At 34.8% G+C, this 23,898-nt stretch carries 21 protein-coding genes; 5 read left to right on the top strand and 16 right to left on the bottom strand.

The window, feature by feature from the left end; translation table 11 throughout:
* The first annotated feature begins 413 nt into the window (after nucleotides 1-413).
* Nucleotides 414-1,307: a hypothetical protein gene (locus QOL71_RS03970; RefSeq protein ID WP_283415676.1), complete on the top strand. Its 894-nt coding sequence runs from the start codon at nucleotides 414-416 to the stop codon at nucleotides 1,305-1,307.
* 240 nt (nucleotides 1,308-1,547) lie between these two features.
* On the opposite strand, the gene QOL71_RS03975 is transcribed toward QOL71_RS03970, so the two are convergent.
* The 9 genes from QOL71_RS03975 to QOL71_RS04015 all read right to left on the bottom strand — a co-directional run bounded on the left by QOL71_RS03975 (nucleotide 1,548) and on the right by QOL71_RS04015 (nucleotide 12,211).
* Complete coding sequence (locus QOL71_RS03975) at nucleotides 1,548-2,042, bottom strand: hypothetical protein (protein WP_283415677.1); 495 nt, start codon at nucleotides 2,040-2,042, stop codon at nucleotides 1,548-1,550.
* Nucleotides 2,043-2,044: 2 nt separating this feature from the next.
* Nucleotides 2,045-3,394: a hypothetical protein gene (locus tag QOL71_RS03980; RefSeq protein WP_283415678.1), complete on the bottom strand. Its 1,350-nt coding sequence runs from the start codon at nucleotides 3,392-3,394 to the stop codon at nucleotides 2,045-2,047.
* A gap of 59 nt (nucleotides 3,395-3,453) precedes the next feature.
* The gene (locus QOL71_RS03985; protein WP_283415679.1) at nucleotides 3,454-7,191 is read right to left on the bottom strand and encodes a hypothetical protein; all 3,738 of its coding nucleotides are present in this window, start codon (nucleotides 7,189-7,191) and stop codon (nucleotides 3,454-3,456) included.
* Nucleotides 7,192-7,308: 117 nt separating this feature from the next.
* Entirely contained in the window at nucleotides 7,309-7,518 is a 210-nt protein-coding gene (locus QOL71_RS03990) for a hypothetical protein (protein ID WP_283415680.1), read from the bottom strand.
* Between the two features lie 10 nt (nucleotides 7,519-7,528).
* Nucleotides 7,529-9,130 (bottom strand): autotransporter outer membrane beta-barrel domain-containing protein, encoded by a 1,602-nt coding sequence (locus tag QOL71_RS03995; RefSeq protein ID WP_283415681.1) that lies wholly within the window; start codon nucleotides 9,128-9,130, stop codon nucleotides 7,529-7,531.
* Nucleotides 9,131-9,134: 4 nt separating this feature from the next.
* Nucleotides 9,135-9,659, bottom strand: a complete 525-nt coding sequence (locus tag QOL71_RS04000) for a hypothetical protein (RefSeq protein ID WP_283415682.1) — start codon at nucleotides 9,657-9,659, stop codon at nucleotides 9,135-9,137.
* 19 nt (nucleotides 9,660-9,678) lie between these two features.
* Entirely contained in the window at nucleotides 9,679-9,840 is a 162-nt protein-coding gene (locus tag QOL71_RS04005) for a hypothetical protein (RefSeq protein WP_283415683.1), read from the bottom strand.
* Between the two features lie 147 nt (nucleotides 9,841-9,987).
* On the bottom strand, nucleotides 9,988-11,025 hold the full coding sequence (locus QOL71_RS04010) for a patatin-like phospholipase family protein (RefSeq protein ID WP_283415684.1): 1,038 nt from the start codon (nucleotides 11,023-11,025) through the stop codon (nucleotides 9,988-9,990).
* 169 nt (nucleotides 11,026-11,194) lie between these two features.
* Complete coding sequence (locus QOL71_RS04015; protein WP_283415685.1) at nucleotides 11,195-12,211, bottom strand: aminoglycoside phosphotransferase family protein; 1,017 nt, start codon at nucleotides 12,209-12,211, stop codon at nucleotides 11,195-11,197.
* 56 nt (nucleotides 12,212-12,267) lie between these two features.
* Here QOL71_RS04015 and xrtF point away from each other — a divergent pair, with 56 nt between their 5' ends.
* Together xrtF and QOL71_RS04025 are read left to right on the top strand one after the other, a co-directional pair.
* Nucleotides 12,268-12,795 carry an exosortase family protein XrtF gene (gene xrtF, locus QOL71_RS04020; RefSeq protein WP_283415686.1) on the top strand — a complete coding sequence of 176 codons (528 nt, stop codon included), beginning with the start codon at nucleotides 12,268-12,270 and terminating at the stop codon, nucleotides 12,793-12,795.
* A 310-nt stretch (nucleotides 12,796-13,105) separates the two neighbouring features.
* A complete protein-coding gene (locus tag QOL71_RS04025; RefSeq protein ID WP_283415687.1) occupies nucleotides 13,106-13,564 on the top strand; it encodes an exosortase F system-associated membrane protein in 459 nt (152 codons plus the stop codon).
* Here QOL71_RS04025 and QOL71_RS04030 read toward each other — a convergent pair.
* The 7 genes from QOL71_RS04030 to QOL71_RS04060 form a co-directional block, all read right to left on the bottom strand.
* Nucleotides 13,561-14,556: a cation diffusion facilitator family transporter gene (locus QOL71_RS04030; protein ID WP_283415688.1), complete on the bottom strand. Its 996-nt coding sequence runs from the start codon at nucleotides 14,554-14,556 to the stop codon at nucleotides 13,561-13,563. The genes QOL71_RS04025 and QOL71_RS04030 overlap by 4 nt on opposite strands.
* A gap of 52 nt (nucleotides 14,557-14,608) precedes the next feature.
* On the bottom strand, nucleotides 14,609-15,598 hold the full coding sequence (locus QOL71_RS04035; RefSeq protein ID WP_283415689.1) for an aspartate-semialdehyde dehydrogenase: 990 nt from the start codon (nucleotides 15,596-15,598) through the stop codon (nucleotides 14,609-14,611).
* A gap of 30 nt (nucleotides 15,599-15,628) precedes the next feature.
* A complete protein-coding gene (locus QOL71_RS04040; protein WP_283415690.1) occupies nucleotides 15,629-16,057 on the bottom strand; it encodes a hypothetical protein in 429 nt (142 codons plus the stop codon).
* 82 nt (nucleotides 16,058-16,139) lie between these two features.
* Nucleotides 16,140-18,902 carry a TonB-dependent receptor gene (locus QOL71_RS04045; RefSeq protein WP_283415691.1) on the bottom strand — a complete coding sequence of 921 codons (2,763 nt, stop codon included), beginning with the start codon at nucleotides 18,900-18,902 and terminating at the stop codon, nucleotides 16,140-16,142.
* A gap of 60 nt (nucleotides 18,903-18,962) precedes the next feature.
* Entirely contained in the window at nucleotides 18,963-19,826 is an 864-nt protein-coding gene (nadC, locus tag QOL71_RS04050; RefSeq protein ID WP_283415692.1) for a carboxylating nicotinate-nucleotide diphosphorylase, read from the bottom strand.
* A 78-nt stretch (nucleotides 19,827-19,904) separates the two neighbouring features.
* A complete protein-coding gene (nadB, locus tag QOL71_RS04055) occupies nucleotides 19,905-21,500 on the bottom strand; it encodes an L-aspartate oxidase (RefSeq protein ID WP_283415693.1) in 1,596 nt (531 codons plus the stop codon).
* Between the two features lie 47 nt (nucleotides 21,501-21,547).
* Nucleotides 21,548-22,174: an NAD(P)H-dependent oxidoreductase gene (locus QOL71_RS04060; RefSeq protein ID WP_283415694.1), complete on the bottom strand. Its 627-nt coding sequence runs from the start codon at nucleotides 22,172-22,174 to the stop codon at nucleotides 21,548-21,550.
* 247 nt (nucleotides 22,175-22,421) lie between these two features.
* Here QOL71_RS04060 and mraZ point away from each other — a divergent pair, with 247 nt between their 5' ends.
* Together mraZ and rsmH are read left to right on the top strand one after the other, a co-directional pair.
* Complete coding sequence (mraZ, locus tag QOL71_RS04065) at nucleotides 22,422-22,889, top strand: division/cell wall cluster transcriptional repressor MraZ (RefSeq protein WP_120211939.1); 468 nt, start codon at nucleotides 22,422-22,424, stop codon at nucleotides 22,887-22,889.
* An 82-nt stretch (nucleotides 22,890-22,971) separates the two neighbouring features.
* On the top strand, nucleotides 22,972-23,865 hold the full coding sequence (gene rsmH / locus QOL71_RS04070; protein WP_283415695.1) for a 16S rRNA (cytosine(1402)-N(4))-methyltransferase RsmH: 894 nt from the start codon (nucleotides 22,972-22,974) through the stop codon (nucleotides 23,863-23,865).
* The last annotated feature ends 33 nt before the right edge of the window (nucleotides 23,866-23,898 follow it).

The following is a 23,898-nucleotide window of genomic DNA, read 5'->3' on the forward strand; positions in this document are numbered from 1 at the left end:
TTGATAAAATGTAAAATTGTATTGTCAGAATATAAAATTTGTCTGATATAAGTTATAAATATGTTGGAATAATATAAAATAGATATAAGGAAATATAAAACAATATCGCAAAAGGTGAAAATTATCTCGTTAGAATATAAAACGGATCTGCAAAAACCTAAAAATAAAAAAACAATAACACATTGTGCGACTGCTTTACTTTAATTATTGTATAAACACGGATTGCAAATCCGCGCTATTGGATCTATCGGAGCTTTAAAAACCCTTTAATAATTTATAGAAAAAGAGTTTTAAGAGACAACTCTGTTCTTTAATTCGTAATTTAGATCCGTTGTACAAACTATGGATAATATCTGCTGTTGAATCCGATAGGTTATAGTTTAGTCCAGACATAGGAAAATATTCAAATCCAAATGAAAAAATTACTAATCATTATAACAGTTATCTTTGGTTTAACAGTCTGTTATTCTCAGGAACATCCTGTCAAATTCACCACAGAAAATTTTGAAAACCAGATACTAAGCTACAATCCGAATAAAAACCAAAAAGTTTCAGATAAAGATTATCGGTACGGTACTATGATTTTAGAAGAAACAAGGAATGCCGTAAAAAACAAGCCTGAAAACTTTAATTTGGCAGATTATTTTAATGTACTGAACGCTTTTCTCAGCCTGAAAGAGACAAAGGAAAATATTGATCTCGCATTTAGAAAATTTGTTAACACCACAGGAAGTTGCGAATATATTTTATCTTTTGAAAATTCAATTAAAAATAATTCAAAGTACGATATTATACGAGGCGATTACGACGAACAGTTACTTCAATGCAAATCCAATAATACTACTGAAAAATTTGATATATCACAATACTGCAGGACTTATAACTTGAATTGTCTCCTTGCTGAAAAAATATATAGCATCAATCTTAATGACCAAAAATACAGATCCTTAAAATTACAAAGCAAGCAGCAGCCTTTAGATGCAGAAAACCAAACAATGATTGATGCACTCTACAAAAAATATGAAACCTACATAGGAAGAAGTTTAGTGGGTAAGAAATTTGAAAATGTCATGTGGGCCGTTATACAACATTCTAATATTGATATGATGGAAAGATATCTACCTGTTATAAAAAAAGCAGTGGCTGACAAAGAAATAGAAGTTGGGCCTCTAAAAATGCTGATTGATAGATTTTATGGACTTAAGTATGGTTATCAGATCTTTGGAAGCCAGGGTGAAGGATTCGGATTCAAGTTAGCTGATGAAAAAACGAAAAATGAAATTAAAATAATGTATGGAATTGAATAAAGCTTAACTGTACCAAATAGAATTTTTATCCATAGCAATAATCTTTTACATCCCGGCGCTGGCGCGAGCGTCTCGCTCGTGCCAGCGGGGGGATATTAATTAAATCGAGAAATTTATGCCCTCTTTCTGAATTTTTATTTACTGTGGATTTTAATGCTGTATTAATTAAAAAAGCAGTGATTCGTCACTGCTTTTTTATTGACTGGATAGTACAGATTGTAGATCTGAGCTTTCGTTTTTTTAATTCGTACTAGTTACAATTTTTTTTGAAAAATAACTAATATCGGAAGAATAACTTTCTGATGTATAAAAATTACAATTAACTTTAATTGAATCGAAATGCTTCTTTAATTGTAATTCTTTAGATGATAACAGCATATAATCACTGATACTTTTATTAAAATTTATAGAATCCTTTCTGTACGAAACTGTATCTATAATTTTTATATATATATCAAATGTATTACTTAAACTTTTAAAGCTCTTATCCTTTTCGATCTTCGCAATGTCATCTACATTATAATAATATATTATAGTAATATTTTTAATTTTATGTTTAAGGAAATCATCTAATTTTTCAATTTTTGAAGAGAGATTGGAAGACAATTCAATTGGCTCTTCTTTGTTCATTCCTAAAGAGAACCAACCTATTTTAGCCAATATGAAAAGAAACAAAAAAATACTAATTACGCTTATTGTCGCAATTTTTAGGACTCTGAAAATTTTTCTCTTCATAATTATTTTGGAATATTATCTGTTATAAAAGTATCATTTATTTTATAAAACTCTGTTTTATTTTTCACTGCTCCTTGTGAAGTATTTGTACCTATAAATATCCTAGCTTCTTTTAGATCATCAACCCATTTAAATAAGTTAGGATTTATTAAACAAGTATGTATTGTCTTCCAATCACCTCCTTCTTTGATAATGATTATTCCATATTTTTTGACATTTTTTAAATGAAAATCTCCCACCATCCAATCTACAACGGCATAATAATTACCATATTTTTTAATTTGTTGGCTATGTGATGCAAATCTGATAACATTGGCTATCTCTTTCAAGACATTTGAATCTTTTGTAAAATAAACAGGACTGAGTTGATATGTTGGAACTTTTGCATTTGCTTCAAATTCATCGGCTTCATCACAGGATAAAGTAATATGTTCTCCCACCTCAATCCCATTTTCGACCAAATATTCGGCAACTCCGGAAGCAAAAGCACCACCTTCACTGTGTGATATGAAATAATATTTTTTCCTTTTCATCGTATCAAGCAATTTTCCAAATTTTTTCTTCGCTGTTTCCTTTCCTAACTGTTTCCTGGCATCTCCGCTGGAGGTGCCTCCGCCTAAACTACTTCCGTCAAAGTAAAAAAAATTTTTATTGGTTTCTATTCTGTAATAACTACAAGCATTGTCTTTTAAAATATCAAGATTTTTCACCGAAAAAAAATTTTTCCCAATTTTTTTTCTTGATTTGCCTAAAAAATAATCCCAATAATACTCTCTTCCTCCTCCTGGAGCTACATTAAAAATTTCCAATGTTCTATCCCAATGACCATTTACTAAAATTAGTTGTGGAATATCTCTAAGTTCTACAGCCAATCTACCTCTACCATTGAATGGCAATTTAACAGTTTCCCCCCAATTTGATATCTGACAATATAATTCTAACTCGGCACCCTCTCCTATTTCATCTAATATATAATCCCAATCATAATTAAGAAAAAGTTCAATACTCCCAAATTTGTTTTTCCCATTTGACTTAACAGTTATATCTTTTACTTCCCCTAAACTTACATCTTTAATTCTATTTTCTTCATAAGGCTGTAGTAGGAATGTTGTATTTTCAGGAACATCGTTAGAAACTAATAAATTAAACTTTACAATATCTCCAAACTTTGCTCTTGTTACTTTTTGCCCAGATCTGTTTGTCCAATAAGCATCTAATATGTAATCCTCCAAATTATTAATTTTGTCAGAAATATTACTTTGTTTATTTTGCTTTTTTACAGAAGTCCCAAAAGGATTTTCTAAAGTCAGTCTCTTTATTTTGTTTACACCTAAAGGTTTTATTAAACTCATTGCTTTATTTTATATTGTTAAAAAAAGAAATGGCGACAACATATGTCGCCATTAATAAATTATCCTAAAGTACTAGTATCTGCTCCATGTTGCATCACAGCATCTACAGGTTCAAAAGCACTTTCGTATTCTAGCTCTAATGGATTTTCACAATTTTCTCCGTTATCTTTCTCCGGGAAAATCGGCAAGGCATCTGTCACTTCCAGACCTACAGATTTTGCCTGCAAAATAGTTAAAGCTGTTGGTACTCGTGTGATCCAATACTTACCTTGAGGTTTACCCATTGGCTGTCTCAATTCCTCAACGATTGACATGTACATCGGGTCACCAATGACAGGAACTTCGCCGCCATTCCAAATCCTTCCGGTTGTCATAAAGAAGTTAACGGCATCTTCAAAACCAGGTTTAACGGTTACAATAACACGTGCCATACCTGCCTGTAGGAAGCTTCGGAACAAAGGATCAGTCTCCTCTGTAAGATAAAGATCCTGCCAGTGTGCTTTGTTTGCCCAATAGTAAGGATAGAAGGTATAATCCATAATGCTCCATTCAAACGCCTGCTCCATAAATTTGGCTAGGGATGTGTAGTTGTCTAGATTATCCCCAAATAGCATATGGAAACTTTGCATTGTTTTTGAGTCTTCCGAGGTAGTCTGACCAAGCGCATCATATCCCAGTTGGTTTTGCAAGAGGTAAGCGATACAATTGTGCTTCAGAACATTTGCTTCCGTATCTCTATAGAAAAGAGATACTTTCTCCTTGTTGTCGGCTGTAGCTGCCGCCGCAGCTTCTGCTGCTGCTTTTACATCGGTATCAAATTTTTCTTTGGCTGCGTTATAGGCCGCAATGATAGCTTCGAAGTTGGTTTGTCTCCACTTTAACATAAAAGCATCGGAAAGTGTACATTTAATTTTAAGAGCTAATGATATATTAGTCGTTCCATTACCTCCGTGATATTTCTGGTCATAATTACCTTCAATATGTAAATCTTTTGTTACAACTGTCCCACTATTCCAACTTTGTGTTATTGGTCCTGGCTTATCGATTAATTTCCCTGTTAAATCATCGAATGTAAAATGTGCAACATTTTTTTTAAACCTATTATAAAAAGCATAATTTATTTCCGCCTCATATGCTTTATAATTATTAGGTATTACAAGATTTAAAAACCTTGTAATATCGCTATTGTCTAAATCTTCTTCTTTACTTGTAGAATACAAAATGTCTTTTTGAGGCAAATCAGTTAATTTCACACTATAATAATCTGCCCAGTGTTGTAAAAATAATACATCCACATTAGCGTCTTTCATTTGCCACTCTTTTGCTTCATTACTTCTAGGATCTATCGGAGCGGTAAGCTGCTCTTTCACTGCATTTGTTGCCAGAGCGTGCAGTCTTGCCGGCTCGGGAATCATAAACTCAAACATCGTACGCTTACCATAGTTGTAAATCTGATTTTTCATCTTCTTGTCCACCCATCTGTAAACACCAGTAATATGTTGTGGTTTTGCTCCTTGAGAATCTGTAGTTGTAGTTACCTTACCACGATTATCAAACTCATGCACATTGGTTTCCGTATGTTCTTTGATAATTTTTTGGATTCTTTCTTCTGAAACTTTGGTTAGTACGCGCTCCATAGCCCTTTCCGTTAGCTCCTGAGATTTAGCAACAGCTTGTCTTGTACTGTCGTGCTGTGCCGTGCTGTTGGCATAGCTGCCTCCTACCTCAAGTTTCCATTTAGCTCCCCCGGCAGAAAAAGAAGTATGAGCTTCCCAGCTTTGCTGCTTCTCTATTTCTTTTGCTACTTCTGTTTGCATGTCAGTTCTTGTAGCCTTGGTTGTATCAGACATTTGTTCTGTTTCCTGAGATTTTGAAGTGGTATCCGTGATCTCGGAATAGTCTCTGGAAACTGAGGACTTATGTCTCAGCTCACTCGCCATAACATTTTCAATATTGGACACTTCTCCAGGAACGTAAGCATGAACAGATTGCTGTACCTTAAGATAATCTGCAATACCCAATCTTTTCACTCCAAAATGTTTTGGGGTCATGCCATTTCCTGAGATATTGCCATTTTGAGATTTTAGAGCCAACAATCCTGTATATTCAGCATTATCTAATTGAGAAAGGTCTAAAACCGCTTCTCTACCATTATCGAAATAAATTTCAATTTTTAGATTATTCAGTTTTTTAAATTTATTTTGAAATGTTAGAGGAAAAGTTACTTTATTATCAATTACAGGAATTTGTAAATGCGTTTGCTCAAGTGAATCTCCCGTAGAGTTTTCTCCAGTAACTTTAGCTTTTGCCACAGACCAAGAATCATTCTCAACATTGAAGCTAAATTGTAAATAGTTAAATACAAATAGCCCTACTTTCATATAAAAAGGATATAATAAATATGAAAGGGGTGTCACTAAGGATGTCTTTGCAACCGGCACCAATGCACCTCCCAGATTCACATATTGTTGCTGAGGCATTTCTATAGTAGACAGTACCGTTTTGGATTGTGTAGAAACCTCTTCATTAACTTTCTCGAAAATATCCCGAAAAGAAAGATCATCATCCGATAAGGTAACCGTCTCACCATAAAGCCTGATCTCAGTATCTGAAATGATTTGTAAATCCTGTGGAATATCGGCATCAATATTATTGGAAATGGCCTCGGCATCATATTCCGCAAATAATTCGATAAAAAGATTGAATGACCCTGTGCTTAGTTTGGCGTTCAGATCTGAAAAATTAATTTCGTTTTTGAATTTAAAATCAAATTTTGGCACTTCAGCTAACTCTAGTTGCTCATAAGCTGCTTTCTTTTCTGCTTCTGTCGTATTCTCATCGAAGGTTGCTTCCAGATCACTCAATAAAATGTTATTACTATCGATAATTGGTTTTATAATGATTTGGTACTCATCATAAGCCGATTGATATGCGTTATTATAAGATTTGTTATATGCTTTTTGCAGATTTTCCAATTCTTTTTTCAAGGATTGTGTCATATCTTTTTTTAACAAAGCATTTGTAACGCGCAGATTTTTCTCAGCTTCTACTTTCAGCCTACTTTCCTGCATTACAGACAAAGATCTTTGCTCTTGTACCGGCAAAATTCTGGCTGCAGAGCTTTCGTCAGTGATGTGATCGCCGTTGCCAATAACTGTTTTATCAATCGTAAAAATATCATCACCAGTTTCTACCGGCGCATCTTCTACGAAAAGCTTAGCCGGTAAAACAACTTTTGCTGTTTTTGCCAGATCAAGGCTCTTTTGTAATTTACCCGCTTCGGAAGTTTTATAAGTGTCAATATAGTGCACTGCTTTTAAAGTCTGGATAACCGCTTCTTTCACATAGAAATCTTTTTGTGTAACGACCTGATAAATGAGATTGTCCCAAAGAGAAATCATTGCAGAATTATCAATCTTCAGTGCCTCTGTTGTCGTTAATCTATCTATGATATCAGAATCCGGATCTTCATTATTAGCTAAGGATTTTCCTAATTTGTAATAGTCTGAAACAGAGGGAAGCAATTCTATACTCTTTTCTTTTTTAAAGGCATGCTCTTCAAAAGTGGCAGCAGCCAATTCTAATTCCTGGAACTTTGTGGTATTCTTTGGGTCCTGCGTAGACCAAGACTCTATCTGAGTGTCAAAAACTCCTTCGGTACCGTTCGGTCTTATAACAAATCCCTTGTTTTTCTCACTTGTGTCTGCAAGCTGTGGATTTCTAAGGCTCACAAATCTAAAAAGAGTTTGTGAAATTTCATTTGGTGTTTTTTCGTTTGTTGTGTTTGTGTCGCTCATTTTGTTAATTATTTAATTTTTAGACATTTCTCTAGCTGTTCCAGTAATTTTTATTATTGGAATGCTTAAGAATCTATTTTTGTTATTGATTTTTCCTCCTATAAAAAGGAGCGTTGATTATTCTACAAGATTATTTTCTGAGATGTAATCTTGTAATTCCTGTTCTGTGTCGAATTCTGCGTAAAAAGTTTCCATGCCAGGATATACTTTTCCTGTATTACTAACTTCATTAACAATAAGGTACTTTTCTTTATCCCAAACTAAAATACATTTCTTAGTCAAGATTACTGAATTAACATCATTTACTTTTTTTGTTGATTTGATCATTTGTTTCATTTTAATTTGTTAACAGTGTCACATTTTTGGGAGCAGATGTTAAATTTGCTCTTGCAGCTGCGCTCGCTGATGAAGGTGGCTGGCAATTACCTTTTAATGTTATTCTTTTAGACCCAGACCAATTTGTAACATCTCTTGCTAAATCTATCAATATCTGATCTACCATTGTGCTTGATAAAGTCGCTAAGCCTGTAATATCAAGAGTTCCCATATTAGAAGGATATGTTTTACTATTATAAGCATTCATTGTATTATTTCCTGCAATGACGATTGAATTGGCATTAGGGCATTTTGATAAAATATCTCCTGAAATAGTATTCTGCCCACCTATGCTGAAAGTACTACAATTAGAAAAAACTCCACTAATTGAAGAAATAGTATTTTCTCCTCCTATTTGTATATTGCTCGTTGCAGAATTTATTTGAGTGAACAAATCTCCGGTTATTTTGTTCTGACCAGAAATAACAACTCCATTTGATTTTGGTAGATTTAAAGCAGTGATTGTATTTTGTCCTCCTACGGTTATTAATGTAGCATTAGGAAGATTTAGAACACCATTTAAAGTATTATTACCATTAACTGTGAATTGAGTTATTGAATTTAGAACAGGAACTGATCCTGTTAGATTATTTGATCCGTTTATCGTTAATAAAGTTGTATTAGGCAGGTTAGGAATATTACCTGATATCGTGTTCATTCCTGTTATAGAAATGGTTCCAGCCGTTGAAATATTTATTAAATTTCCAGAAATTGTGTTGTTTCCTCCTAGATTAATATAAGTTAAATAAGGAAAGGAAGGTAAAACCCCTGAAACAGTATTGCTTCCTAAAAGATATAAATAGCGAAAATTAGAAGAAAAAGTATTAATATTTCCAGATATTGTATTTCTTCCTAATCTCGATAGCTCTTCAACCGATGGCGAAATATTACCCGAAACTGAGTTAGTTGTGCCCGTTTTATCATTACCCAAATATATTATTTTACAACTTGATGGCAAGTTATTTAAACTGCCCGATACGTTGACAAAAGAGTTATTAACAGCATATCCACTACCCAAATACAAAGATTCCAATACAGAATTAGAAGGTATTAAATTTAGATCAAAAGTTGGATTAGACTGTGGATAATCATTATTCCTTAGTTCTAAATTTTTTAACTTATTTCCACATTTAGTAGCCCATTCGCCAATCACTTTTCCCTGAAAAGATAAGTCTCCAGAACCATAACAATAATGATTAAATAATAATTTTTCACAATTAGGAAAAAAATCTAAAATATCTGGAGTTAAATCAACATTTTTTATGTAGCCTAATGGGTTTGTTTCTGTACCTAAATTGGATATCCCAAGGTCAAATATGATTTCTTTAACTTTTTTAGGATTAGAATAAATTTTAATTTTCCCTGTATAATTATTCGAATAATTTTTAGCAGAATAGTTTGAAGTGCTAATTACATTATTTGAAGTTCCGTCTCCCCAATCTGATTTGCTCTTGTATATATTTTCATCAATTGTACCGAAATAAAGTTTTTGTATCTGAGTGCAATTATTAACACTAATAGGATAATAAACATTATTCGCATCATATTGTTCTATTACATTCATATTTTTAAGTATTAAAGATTCTTATATAATATACATTATCAATTCTTTGGATTTTTGCAGTACTGCCAATCCCTCCGTTTAATATATTTGTATAATCTACTTGATTAATTGTCACTCCAGACCCATTCGTAAAAGTTATGCTTCCTGTACCCGCTTTTGTAATTGTACACATAAAGTCCGAAGCAGAACTTGTCAAGCATTGTATGTTGATATTGTTGGATCCATTCTTTACTACCACATTTCTTCCATGCATTTTTACACCGTTTACATCTTTATTTGTATCAATGCTTAATGTAGTCTCGATTGTAATCTGTGACGGTTCAATAAGTTTTGTTTTCCAGCTTGCGATATTTTCTGCAGAAAGATTTTCCGCTGTTTTGTCTGCTTTGGAAGATACATCAATGTTCAGGCTATCCATAGGGATTTTTTCATCCTTGTGCCAATAAGAATCCAACCACTCGTGGAAATGTTCTTGTGTAGGTTTATCTCCAGTTTCGAAAAAACCTTTTAAGTCTGTTTTTGATTTCATAAAATTTTAATTTTAAAGATTAATAAATAATGTTGTTGTCAAAGTCTTCCCTGAAAAAGGTTTCAATCTCATCCAGGTAGAAATCATAATCTGATTCCTCATTCTCAATATCTTCCCAATCGATACTATAGATCGGGTTTTGGGAAAATTCTTCGTTTATTGTTTCTGTTCGGTTTTCCATATTATATTTTGTGTTTGGGTAATAGTTGTCCTTACCAGCTGTTTTGCTGATATCATAATTGGTTTTCGTTAAAAAAATAATTTAGATTAAATTGAGGCCTTAATTATAATCCAAAAGTAGTTGGTCGTGACGCCAGAACTTGACGTATCAAATTTTATTTTTAATTAATTTTTCAGCAATCTGATTGAGCAATTCATTGTTCTCATCAACATAGCATAAACCTGCCTGTATCAATGCTTCCAGATTTTTCTTTTTCACATTATCCATCTCGGGAGAAGCCGTTTTAAGTGAAGGATTAATTCTGTAATAATTCTGTCTGTTTCTTTTGCCAAGAGTCATAAACATTTGGTTCAACTGATAATCCACAGTTTCTGCATTGGCAGAAAGCAGGATATCGATGATCGGACCAATCCAGGCTAATTTGCCAACATTTTTATATTTGTTGATCGGGTAAGATTTCATTTCCGTTCCCGTTCCCAAAGAGACTATCATCATATCATTTACAGCCGGGTAATTAGGTTTTTCAGGATTTTCAAAAATATCTGCAAAAGGAATTTTTCTAGCTTCTGCATATGCGCAAAGAGCAGGATTGTTGGCAAACATTCCTCCATCTATCAGGCTAAAACTCTGTCCATAGGATGATCTGATCTGAGCCGGAGAGAAATAAGTGGGTGCAGCAGCTGTCGCCCGACAAATGTCTCTGACCAAAAAATTCTGCTGGGCTTGTTTTGCGTTAATGGTATTGAATAATTTGGCCCGTCTGTTTTCGATATCATAACTCGTGATGAGAGAAGGTTTTATAAAGTCTTTGTTCTCGAGTTCACCAAAAAAATCTTTGAGCTGCCTTTCCAGATTATCCTGCGAAATTTTCTCACTGAATAATCCAAACGGGTTAACCAAACTTTCCCATAGTGAAACATTAAAAATATCTTCACCTTTCTCCGTATAAAGCTCAAATGCTTTTTTAATAGAATATCTGGCTTTTTTGTTGTCATCAGGATAAAGTAGAACCGAAGCCAGGATTCCGCCGGTGCTGCTGCCTGCAATCATATCAAAATAATCGCCGAGCTTCGCATTCGGATGATCTTTTTGCTGTAAAATCTCTTCAAGATAACGGAGAATGATGCATGAAATAATGCCCCGGATCCCGCCGCCGTCTAAAGAGAGTATTGTGATCTTTTTCATTTGCAATAATTTTAATGATTTGATAAAGCAAATGTAGATGCGGGCAGCGACAGAACTCGTCGTGATATTTTTTCTTTACTAAAGTTGAATTACCGTATTGTATTAGTGACTAAGAAACGTATTGTTTACAATAGTGAGTTTGGAATGACATTGCTAATTTGATACAAAATCAATCAATAATCAGTTCCTCAATTTTTGATTGGATTTCTTGACTTTTTAATTTTAGAATGATAAAATACAATTCCGGAAACTGCAGAGCAATCTCACTCCAGCTTTGATTCAGTTCATAAATATTGTCAATTCCCTGTAAAAGACTCGCTAAAAAATGTGATTTTCTCTGGATCAGGCCGCGGAACCCATATGCGCCTAAAACCTGAAGAAAACGCATCATTTTCAGCCAGTTAAAAGATTCCTTTAGGTTATTTTTGTCCGGTTCCAGATGCCACAGTGATAAATAATAATCCAGCATTTCTTCTTTGAAATTTTCAGGAAAATTGGCTTTGGCCTGATAAAGAAAAGAGATCACATCGTAACCTGCAGGCCCTTCCATGGCTGATTGATAATCGATAAAGAACACTTCATCATTGTCATTCACCAATATATTCCTGGATTGGAAATCGCGGATCATCAATGTTCTTGGCTCAAGTTTCTGAATCATTCCGGAAATCGTTTTAAACTCTTTCAGCAAAGTAGATTTATGATATCCGATCTCCAAAACATCGATCAGGAAATTTTTGAAATAATAAAGATCATGTGTAATTGGCAGATCATCATAACTTTCATATTCGAAACTCTTTGTGAAATCTGCCTTACCTAAAGTTTTGGTTTGCAGTTCGAACAATTTTTCCAAACTTTTTTTGACGAAATCTTTAACTCTTTCTGATAATCCTTCTGCAGCAATAACCTCCGAAAGTGTCTTGCTTCCAAGGAATTCCTGGATATAAAGATCTCTATCAGAATTGATTTTTAAGATTTTTGGGGTATTAAGATCAAGGTTTTGAAACAATCCGGAGAAATAAAAAAATGCTTCATTTTCCAGAAGATTTTCATTGTATGTCACGACATATTTTTGATCATTCGAGCTTGCGATGTAGTTGATTCTGGAAGAGCCACTTTGTGGAAGCGCAACAAATGTATCCGGTTTCCGATTCAAAAATCCTTCTAAAAAATCCTGATGTTCCTGCATAGAACAAAGTTAATTAATAATAGAATTTGAAACACGAAAAATTGTAATTTTACCTTATGAAAGATTTTCTGCCGGTTCTGAAGATTCTGTTAAGATTTGTGGTCATCTATATCGTGGTGGTATTGCTGTACCAGTTTTATCTTAACGCATATATGGATGATGTGGTAGATCCTTTCACAAGATGGGTGGCTATACAAGTGGCTCTTGTCCAGAATGCATTAGGTTTTCCCACTGTATTGGTAGACAGTCTGAAACTTCATAGCGTTTTGTTTCAGACTTCCGGAAAATTCACCACAAGAATGGTGGAAGGCTGTAATGTTTTCTCCGTTGCGATCCTGTTTTCTGCTTTTGTTTTTGCTTTTTACAAAGGTTCTAAAACATTTTTGTTTGTCCTGGGCGGATTAGTTTTATTACATATTCTCAATGTTTCCAGAATCGTATTACTCAATATTATTTTTCTCAAATATCCTCAATACGAAAAAATCGGGCATGACTATATTTTCCCTGCGATTATCTATGGCGGAGTCATCATTCTCTGGCTGATCTGGATTCAGTTTTTTGCTTTAAGAAAAGCCGATAAATAATGAGTTACGATTAATATATTTAATTTTTTCAGACATTAACTGCTGATTCTTAGCAACTAATAATAATTATTTTGTAAATTTGCATCCTAACACAGTATTCAAAAATGAAAAATAAATTTATTATTACCCATTCCGGGATTATTGACAGCACCTTACTGAATCAACCTGATTCTAATACCTTTCAATTCGTTTTATAAAATTTACTCTCGTAAGTAAATAATGAATTTATGATTTTTCAATCTGTGGATTGAACAATTCATAATGCATTTATCTATTCATAGAATCTATATTTTGTAAAATGATTGTTCGCATGTCAATTTTGCAGTGCTTAAAATTTCCAAAAATCCTAAGGTGGTTTTTGGTTATATGTGGTATTTTAGGATTAATCGCTATTCGCGGTTTGGAAGACAAATTATTCTACGATCCGTTTTTGCATTTTTTCAAATCTGCCAATCAGAACGAAGTTTTTCCTAATTTCATTTGGGAGAAATTAATATTGAGTTATCTTTTAAGATTTGGACTAAACACTTTTTTTTCATTAGTAATTGTTCATTTCCTTTTTCAGAACAAAGATTGGACAAAGCAGGCTTTTATATTGATTGCACTGGTTTTTCTGATCGTTTTTCCAATCTATCTTTATTGTATCTATGACCGGTTCCAATTCGGATATCTATTCTCTTTTTATGTGAGACGGTTTGTGATCCAGCCATTGACAGTTATTCTTCTTATTCCTGTTTTTTATTATCGGAAGAAAATCACTCAGGCTTAATTTTCCAGCGTATGCTTATCCGGCTGGGAGATATTCTCACCGTTCCATTCGATTTTTTTGGTGAAAACGTGTTGACGAACCGGGCATTCAAAAATCTGGCAAATAGCGCAGGATGTTGGCTTACAATCATCCATATGGAAATTAAATTCAACTGAACGATCCGTATTTTTAGCAATGAGTTTGATCACTTCTTCCATTTCATCGTGAGCAGTTCTCAGTTCAAAATACCAGGGCAACGTCAAGTGAGCATCGATATGCAGCTTACTTCCGAACTGCTGTATTTTCATATTATGAACATCAATCCATTCAGGTTTTCGATTTTCATTAAGAAATTTGGCTAATCTTTCAAGCATTTCGGGATCAGCTTCATCCATAATGCCGCTGAGCGATTTACGGATGATTTTGTAACCAATCAGAATGATATAAATTCCTAAAATCAAAGCCACCACAGAATCAATCCAAACGATTTTTGTAAAATAAACCAAACCTAGACTGACAACAACCCCCAAAGTTGTAATCGTATCGGATTGAAGATGTTTGCCGGAAGCAATCAAAACTATCGAATTATCCTTCTTTCCTTTCTGAATCGAAATGTAACCGATAACGTAATTGATAACAGCCGTTGCCGCAATAATCCAAATTCCTAAGTCAAGCTTACTCAGAACCTTTCCCGAAATCAAACTGTTGGTTCCTTCATAGATAATCAACACCCCGGCAATACTGATCAAGGAACCCTCAATAGCAGAAGTCACAAACTCAACTTTTCCATGACCGTAAGGGTGGTTTTCATCCCTTGGTTTTGCAGCAAGATACAAGGAATAAAGTCCTAAAAAAGCACTGATGACATTCACAATGCTTTCCATTGCATCGGAGAAAACAGCATCAGAATTGGTCAGTTTCCATGCAATCAATTTTCCGATGAAAAGGAGAACACCAACAATGGCAATCCATTTTTGGAAGGCAATATTGGCCGTTTGTTTTTTTGTTTCCATTCTAATAAAAAAGAATCTTCGAAATTTCGAAGATTCTTTAGATTTTGTTAGTTTATACTAAGTTGTTTGCTACAAGGTATTCAGCAATCTGAACGGCGTTGGTCGCAGCTCCTTTTCGCAGGTTGTCTGCCACAATCCAGAGATTGAGCGTTTTCGGCTGTGAAAGGTCTCGTCTGATTCTTCCCACAAAAACCTCATCTTTTCCTTCGGAATATAATGGCATCGGATACTCGTTATTTTTGACGTTATCCTGAAGAACTACTCCCGGCGTTTCGGAAAGGATTTTTCTTACTTCTTCCAGATCAAATTCGTTTTCAAACTCGATGTTTACACTTTCAGAGTGTCCACCTTGTACAGGAACTCTTACTGCAGTTGCTGTCAAATTGAAAGTATCATCGCCCATAATTTTCTTAGGTTCTTTCATCAATTTGATTTCTTCCTTAGTATAATCATCATCCGCAAAAACATCACAATGTGGCAATGCATTTTTGAAAATCTGGTAAGGATAAACTTTCTCAGGGTTTTCCCCTTTAATTTCAGAATTCAGTTGATCAACAGCTGCTTTTCCTGTTCCGGTAACAGATTGGTAAGTTGAAACAATGACTCTTTTGATATCATATTTCTGATTCAGCGGATGAAGAACCATTACCAACTGGATTGTAGAACAATTGGGATTAGCAATGATTTTGTCTTCTTTTGTCAAAACGTTCGCATTGATTTCAGGAACTACTAACTTTTTAGTTGGATCCATTCTCCAAGCTGATGAGTTATCGATCACTACTGTTCCAACCTCGGCGAATTTTGGAGCAAACTCCAAAGATGTTCCACCGCCAGCTGAAAAAATAGCGATCTCGGGTTTGACTGCAATAGCGTCGTTCATGCTAACGATAGTGAATTCCTTGTCCTTGAATTTGACCTTATTTCCAACAGATCTCTCTGATGCTACGGGAATCAGTTCAGTAATTGGAAGATTTCTCTCCTCCAAAACTTTCAGCATAACTTGTCCAACCATTCCGGTTGCGCCTACTACAGCTACTTTCATTGTTTTTTGATTAATTAAATTGTTAAAAATTTATCCGAAAACTCTAGCCCAAGGGAATGCAAAAACGAATAACGCAATTCCAACCAATCCTAATGACATAATAGGAATAGTGAGTTTTTCGGTTGTTTTGAATTTTTTATTGATGATCGTCATTAATACTGCTGCGATTAACATAGAGAAAGGATGTTCCACATATTGGAATCTGAGGTCTGCGTTTTTCATTACAGCGCCCATATCCAATCCTTTTGTAATGTTGGTAATCAGCATAGTGATCCCTACTAAGAATTGAACGTGAAAAAAGATCATTGTAAACAATGTTACTTTTTTGAGACCTTTTGAAATATTACCGCTGTAACCAAACATCGTCACAAGCAAAAGAACTAAAAATGCAGCTACCAGCAAAAGTTCGAGGTAAGCGAAACCTTTGTGCGCGTGCAAAAGAATGTTATAAAATTCCATATCCAGATTTTTGATTGACAAAGATAGAAAAATCCCGACAGATTGCCGGGATTTGAGATATAATTAAAAATTAAAAGAATATTTAGAATTTATAAGAGATAGATGCTGCCCAAGTTCTTCCGAAACCAAAGAAAACGGTGTTGCTTGTATCAATCCCTTTATAGAAATTAAGAGGATTATTAATATATGCATTATATAAAGTTTGCGCCTGCGCATCAGTATTAGAAGAAGTTTTAAAATCTGATACCTCCTTAATATGATTGGATGTTTTACCGTCAGAGATATAAGTAGTGTCTAAAAGGTTATAAACATTACCCGTCAAAACTATTTTATGACCATTTTTAAGATTAATTCCATAAGATATTCCTGCATCAAATAGATTGTAACTAGGGTATTCTAATGCTCCTTTTTTACCATTGTTACTAATTGATCCATCGGCTTTAGTAATAGCAATATCACTAAAATTAATTAAACCATAATAATTATCATAATAATTCCAATTTCCAAAAACACTTAAATCTTTGATTGGTTTTACAGTAAATCCTAAAGCAGCTGTTGTTTGAGCGGCATCGGAAACCTTAACTTTATCTAATGCAAACTCAATATTAGTCTTACCGTTCAGCATAATTGGTGTCCCGTTTTCATCGTAAAGATTTCCTTGTGCATTTCCTTTATATTTCCAATCACCAATAGAAAACATTGCATTAAAGGATAAATAACTTGTCGCTTTTACCGTACCTTCAAATTCGATTCCCATATGAACCTCATGGATACCTGTTAGGTTTGCGTATGGTCTGTTATAAAGATTAGTTCCTGTTGCCGGCAAATTAGGGTTAATTGGAACAGAAAGTCCTGTATATCTGTTATATCTGTCCTTCCAAGAAGTATAATATAAATTCACATTTGCATTGAAAATACCACTTCTGAATCCATATCCTAATTCAGCAGAAGCAATCTTTTCATTAGTTAATAATGGATTTACAATTTGCTGGTTACCAGTTGCTCTTCCATCATTAGTATTGATTAAAGGATCATTGCCTGTAGCTGTTGCAAGAGGAGAGTTATAAACAGAGTTGAATAGTGGTTGTTTCTCATAATAGCCAATATTTGCAAATACATTGTGCTGTTCATTAATATTATAATTAGCACCTGCCTTTGCATTAAACCCAAAAAGAAACTTCGTGTTTGTTTTTTGTGTTACCGCCTGACCTTGTTGTATTACACCATCTTTTAACCAGTTGTCAATTCTTTTATAGCCTTGTTCTGATGCAGATCCTTGGATAAATGCAGATATATTTTCATTAGAGTATTCCAATTGTCCAAAAACGCCTCCCCAAAGAACTTCTCCGTCATAGTTTCTGTAAACGATTTGATTTTTGTCTTTAACCGCAGCCGCAAAAGGATTAGCAGAAGGGCTTGGATTTTGGACCAAAGTCACATCATAACCAGCAGGAATATTCATGTTATCTTTTTCTATATACTTTATATTTCCCCACAAATCAGTTAAAACTCCAGGATGATAACCATAATAATATCTCAAATCAATTCCTGCAGAATAATTCCAGTTCTCATTGATCTTATGTTGAAAATTTGAAAGCAATCCATACCAGTCATGCGAATTAATGCTTGCTCTTCTTACTAAGCCATTAGTTCTTGTGGCAACACCTGGTGTGGCATTAGTTGCTGTATAATTTGAACCATTAGCTGTCCAGCTAAATGTTCTTGCTCCTTGATTCCAAGCAACCAAGTCATCAAAACGAATCAATCCATTTTCGTCTTTGAAAAATGCATCATTTATACCTTTTGAGTTTGTAGCAGCTCCTGTTCCACTGGTACGATTTCCAACAATACTTCCAATAACTCCAGTTCCACCACCTCTTCCCCAAGAAGCATATCCCACAGTAGATAATTTTGATTTTTCTGAAATTTTCCAATCCCAATTTACAGACATTACTGGTTTACTATAAAAATTTATAGATTGTGACATAACATCTCCGTTTAGATACCCCCAGTTAGAATTGTATCTTCTATTAGGCTCATCTACCCCATTTCCATATTTAATAAAATTTGCAATAGAACTTTGGAAGTTTTGCATATGCCATTGTGGTGCACCAGTAAATGTAAACTGGAAGTCATGACTTCCTTTTTGATAACCTAATGCAAAATAATAATTGTATGCTTCAAACTTAGAGGCATCTATATAAGTATTACCTGCAGTTCTTGACATCAAGAATGATGTTGACCAACCTGTAGCGGATTTACCTGTATTATAAGAAAATAATGTTTTTAGGTACCCATCATTGCCGACTCCAACCGTAACATTGCCTTCTCTTTTTTTATCAGCAGCTCTCGTAATAATGTTTACCGTTCCACCTACTGAAGCAATAGCCAGTTTAGAGGAACCAAGACCTCTCTGAATCTGCATGGCAGAAGTTACATCTGATAAACCAAGCCAATTACTCCAATAAACAGCACCATCTTCCATACCATTTACCGGTACACCATTTATCATTACAGCAGTATTATTCGTATCGAAGCCTCGAATATTCATACGCCCATCTCCAAATCCACCTCCTCCTTTTGCGGCATAAATAGAAGGTGTTGATTTTAAAATTTCCGGAAACTCCTGATTTCCTAATCTTTCTACAATCTGGGTTTCTTTAATCGTAGAAACAGCAACAGGAGTCTTTCTATCTTTTGCGATATCAGCGACTCCTGCTATTACAACTTGTTCAATTTCGTTGGTTTTCGATAGTGTATCCTTTGTTGATTGGGCAAAGTAAAAACTTGCCGTTGTAATTGTCAGCATCAGGGCCAAAGCCGGCTTCTTTGATAACATTTTCATTTTTTTAAGATTTATGCCGCAAAAGTCCTAAAAAAAATGATAAGTATTGTTAATAAACTGTTAATTTTTTAAAGCCTTGAGACTCAGATCAATATTGTTCGAAGAATGGGTTAAAGCGCCAGCCGATATAAAATCAACACCGGTTTTCGCTACCGAATTTAACACTTCGCGGGTGATGCCGCCGGAAGCTTCCGTTTCGGTTTTCCCGTTAACTATTTTTACTGCTTTGGTCATGGTTTCCACATCCATATTATCAAACATAATCCTGTTTGCACCAGATTTTACCGCCTCTTCAACCTCTTCCAGATTACGTGTTTCGACTTCAATTTTTAGTTTAAGTTTGTTTTTTTTGACATAATCTTTCGCCATTTTTACAGCATTAGTAATGCTTCCGTTGTAGTCAATATGATTGTCTTTCAACATTATCATGTCATAAAGTCCATATCTGTGATTGGTTCCGCCACCTATCGCAACCGCCCACTTTTCACAAACTCTGAAGTTTGGTGTGGTTTTCCTTGTATCCAAAAGCTTTGTTTTGGTTCCAACTAATCGGGAATCCCAATCGTGCGTCATTGTTGCAATACCGCTCATTCTTTGCATGCAATTCAGCACCAGACGCTCAGTTGACAAGATCGATCTGGCTTTTCCGGAGACTATAAAAGCAACATCTCCTTTTTTTGCAGATTGACCATCTTTAATAAAAACTTCAACTTTTAAATTTCTATCGAATGTCTTGAAAATAATTTCCGCCAATTCCACTCCGGCAAGTATGCAGTTTTCTTTAACCAAAAGTTGTGCTCTTTGTTCCAAATCTTTTGGAATTGTGGACAATGTCGAATGATCGCCGTTTTGGATATCTTCTTCCAGGGCTGTTTTTATGAATTCTTTTAAAACTTTATCGCTGGCGTAAGCTGGTCTTTTCATACTTTGAAAATTTGCGTAAAAATATAAAACCTTTCAGAGTTTCAAACTTTGAAAGGGTAATTAAATTAAAAAAAGGGGTTATTCATTTATAAGCAACGGTTTCGTAGCTAAATCTTTATTATAGAATGCGCCTTTATTTTCTTTCATCTCCAGAGAATGTTTTATAATAAGGTAAGAAACATTCACAAGATTTCTCAGTTCCGAAAGCTGAGGTGAAAGTATGGAATAATTATAAAGTTCCGTCACTGCTTCGTAGATTTCGCGCTGTTTCTTCTTGGCCAATTCCAATCTCGCATTGCTTCTTACAATCGCAACCAGGTCACTCATCATCTCCTGAAGTTGTTTTCTGAGGTAAGTTACAAGAACCATTTCGTCCATCATTTTCATCCCTTCGTCATTCCATTCGGGAACTGCTTTCAAATCATCAAAATTGAAATCATTTTCTTTTAACAATTCAACGGTTTTCATCGCCGCATTATGGCCGAAAACCAAACCTTCCAATAAAGAATTGGATGCCAAACGATTCGCACCGTGAAGTCCGGAATTGGTACATTCTCCAACTGCAAAAAGATTTTTTATAGAAGATTGCCCATTTTTATCTGTGTCAATCCCACCCATTAGATAATGACAGGCAGGAACAACCGGAATCAATTCTTTGAACGGATCAATACCCTCATCAATGCATTTTTGATAAATATTAGGAAAATGATTGATGAATTTTTCTCTGTCCATCTCCCGGCAGTCCAAACCGACATAATCATCACCACTGATTTTCAACTCATTATCAATAGCTCTTGCAACAATGTCACGGGAAGCCAGTTCTTCGCGTTCATCGTATTTCTGCATAAATGGCTTTCCATTCTTGGTACGAAGTTTTGCACCATCGCCACGGACAGCTTCGGAAATCAGGAACAGCATTCCGTCTCTTTTAGAGTACATTGCTGTTGGATGGAACTGATAATACTGCATATTCGAAACCTTTCCCTGCGCTCTGTGAACAAAGGCAATTCCGTCGCCTGTTGCAATAATCGGGTTGGTTGTATTTTTATAAACGTGACCAGCGCCACCAGTTGCAACCAAAGTAATTTTCGAAGTGATCTTCTTGATTTTTTTATTTTTCTCATCCAGAATATAAGCACCGTAACAATCGATATTTCCTTTATCAAATTCCTTTCCCGGAACGTGGTGCTGTGTTATCAGGTCGATGACATAATGATGTGGCAGGATTTCAATATTCGGAGAGTTATTAACTGTTTCCAGAAGCGCTCTTTCAATCTCGAAACCTGTGATATCTTTGTGATGTACAATTCGGTTTTCCGTGTGCCCTCCCTCTCTTCCGAGAGAATACTTTCCTTTTTCCTGGTCAAATTTTGCCCCCCATTCCACAATCTCATTGAAACGATGTGGAGCTTCTTCCACAACCATTTTTACAATATCCGGGTTATTGATGTAATCTCCGGCCCGTAATGTGTCATCAATATGTTTTTGAAAATTATCCTTGGAAAAATCCGTAACTACAGCCAATCCACCTTGTGCATATTTGGTATTGCTTTCGTCTTCATTGGATTTGGTTACGATGATGATTTTTGTTTCTGGTAACTGTTCGGAGATTTTAATGGCATAAGACAAGCCCGAAATCCCGGAACCAATTACAAGAACGTCTGTTTTTATCATAGAATCTTTGGTTAAATAAATCCTTAATTAATAAAGGTATAATAAAGTTAAAAGAATTTGATGAACTTATCGTAAGGTTTCCTGACTTTTTTAAAATTCTGAAAAATATCATCTTCTGCACGATAACCGAGGGCTAAAACAACGGCAATTTTTTCTTTTTCTTTATCTATATTAAGTAGGTCATCGAGAATTTCCGATTTGAAACCTTCCATTGGACAAGTATCAACCTGTTCTTGAGCAGCAGCCATAATCATCGAACCGAGAACAATATAATTTTGTTTCTCGGACCAACTTTCCAATTCTTTGGCAGAATAACTTTCTATAAATGAATTGATGTTATTTCTAAAAGCGGATAACTGTTCCAAAGTCACACCTCTTTCATTAATAATATGACCGAAATAGCCATCAACGTAACTCTTATTGATTTTGGTTTTTGAAACCAACACTACTAGATGTGAACAAGTCGAGATCTGTGAAGGATTATAAAACGCCGGAATCAATTTTTGGAGCATTTCATTATTTCCCACCACCAAAAGATGATACGGCTGAAGTCCTAAAGAACTGACAGACAACCTTCCGGCTTCCAGAATATTATTCAATTTTTCTGACGAGATCTTTCTTCCGTCAAATTTTTTTACAGAATATCGCCAGTTAAGTGCTTCTAAGTAGTTCATATAACAAATATACTCATTTATCATTTTAGGTTAGAATCATTTTAAATAACGAAACTTTACCCCCGAATTTTTTAAGTTATTCATTGCAAATGCTTTATGGTAAGGCTTTTCGCAACATTCTATTTTAATCGATTTTAAATCAAATCATTAGCCAAGAAAGCTGTAAGACAAAAAAGTTATAAACATTAAGTATAAAAGTGGGCAAAAGTGGTAAAATGTGGTAGATTTTTATATAAATTTGCTCCAAATGAAAAACTTCATTGGAACATACGAATGTAAAATCGATGACAAAGGGCGCATCAAACTGCCTGCTTCGCTTACGAAGCAGATGGAACATTTTGCAGATGAGCCATTTGTAATCAAGCGGTCGGTGTTTCAGAAGTGTCTTGAGGTTTATCCAATGAAGCCTTGGGAAAAACTGATGGCAAAAATAAACGGTCTTAACCGATTTGTGAAAAAAAATGCAGATTTCATCAGGATGTTTACGGCTGGAGTCAAAACGGCGGAGTTGGATAACGTTGGTCGTTTGCAAATCAGTAAGGATTTAACACAATTTGCAAATCTTGGGAAAGATATCGTGATTACAAGCGCCGGCGAATTGTTCGAGATTTGGGATAAAGATTCTTATGAACAGGTTATCTCAGTCAGCGAATCGGATTTTGCCAGTCTGGCGGAAGATGTGATGGGAAATCTTGATTCCGAAGAATCAAATTAGTAATTAAGAAAAAATAATTAATAGGTTTTTAAACCGAATTATTAAATCATTTATCAATCATCATTCATCAATTATAAAAACAATGTATCACAATCCTGTCTTGTTAAAACAAAGTGTAGACGCTCTGGTAACCAATCCGGACGGGATTTATGTGGACTGCACTTTTGGTGGAGGCGGACATTCTCGTGAGATTTTGAGCCGACTTTCGGACAAGGGAAAATTATTTTCTTTTGACCAGGATTTGGATGCATTGAAAAACGCCATTGATGACCCGAGATTTACTTTAGTTAATCAGAATTTCAGGTTTTTGGAAAATTCGATGTTGGCTTATGGGATTTCTCATGTTGATGGAATTTTAGCAGATTTAGGAGTTTCTTCTCATCAGTTTGATGAAGCAGAGAGAGGGTTTTCTACAAGAAGCAATGCGCCACTAGATATGAGAATGAATGTGATGCAAGGTCTTGATGCGAAGAAAATCATCAACGAGTACGAAGAGGAAGATCTGGCGGACATCTTTTACCATTATGGAGAACTGAGAGAAGCGAGAAAATTGGCGAGAGAAATTGTTCATCATAGAAAATCAAAAAAAATTGAAACAACTGAGGATTTAAAAAATCTGTTCAGTTATATTCCTGCATTTAAGCAAAATAAATTCTTTGCTCAGGTTTTCCAGGCGGTAAGAATTGAGGTAAATCAGGAACTGGAAGTGTTGAAAGAAATGTTGGTTCAGTCTTATAAGATTTTGAAGCAGAAAGGAAGATTGGTCGTGATTTCTTATCATTCTCTGGAAGACAGATTGGTAAAACGTTTCCTGAAAAACGGAATGTTCGAAGGTGAACCTCAGCGTGATATCTACGGAAATTATGCAAAAGCATTCGAATTGTTGCAAACCAAAGCAATCATTCCGGATGATAAAGAAATTGAAGAAAACTCTAGAGCACGAAGCGCAAAAATGAGAATTGGAACAAAGTTATAAATCATAAATGCTAGGCGATAAATGATTATCAAT

The organism is Epilithonimonas pallida, assembly GCF_900182975.1.
In the GTDB taxonomy this organism is placed as follows: domain Bacteria; phylum Bacteroidota; class Bacteroidia; order Flavobacteriales; family Weeksellaceae; genus Epilithonimonas; species Epilithonimonas pallida.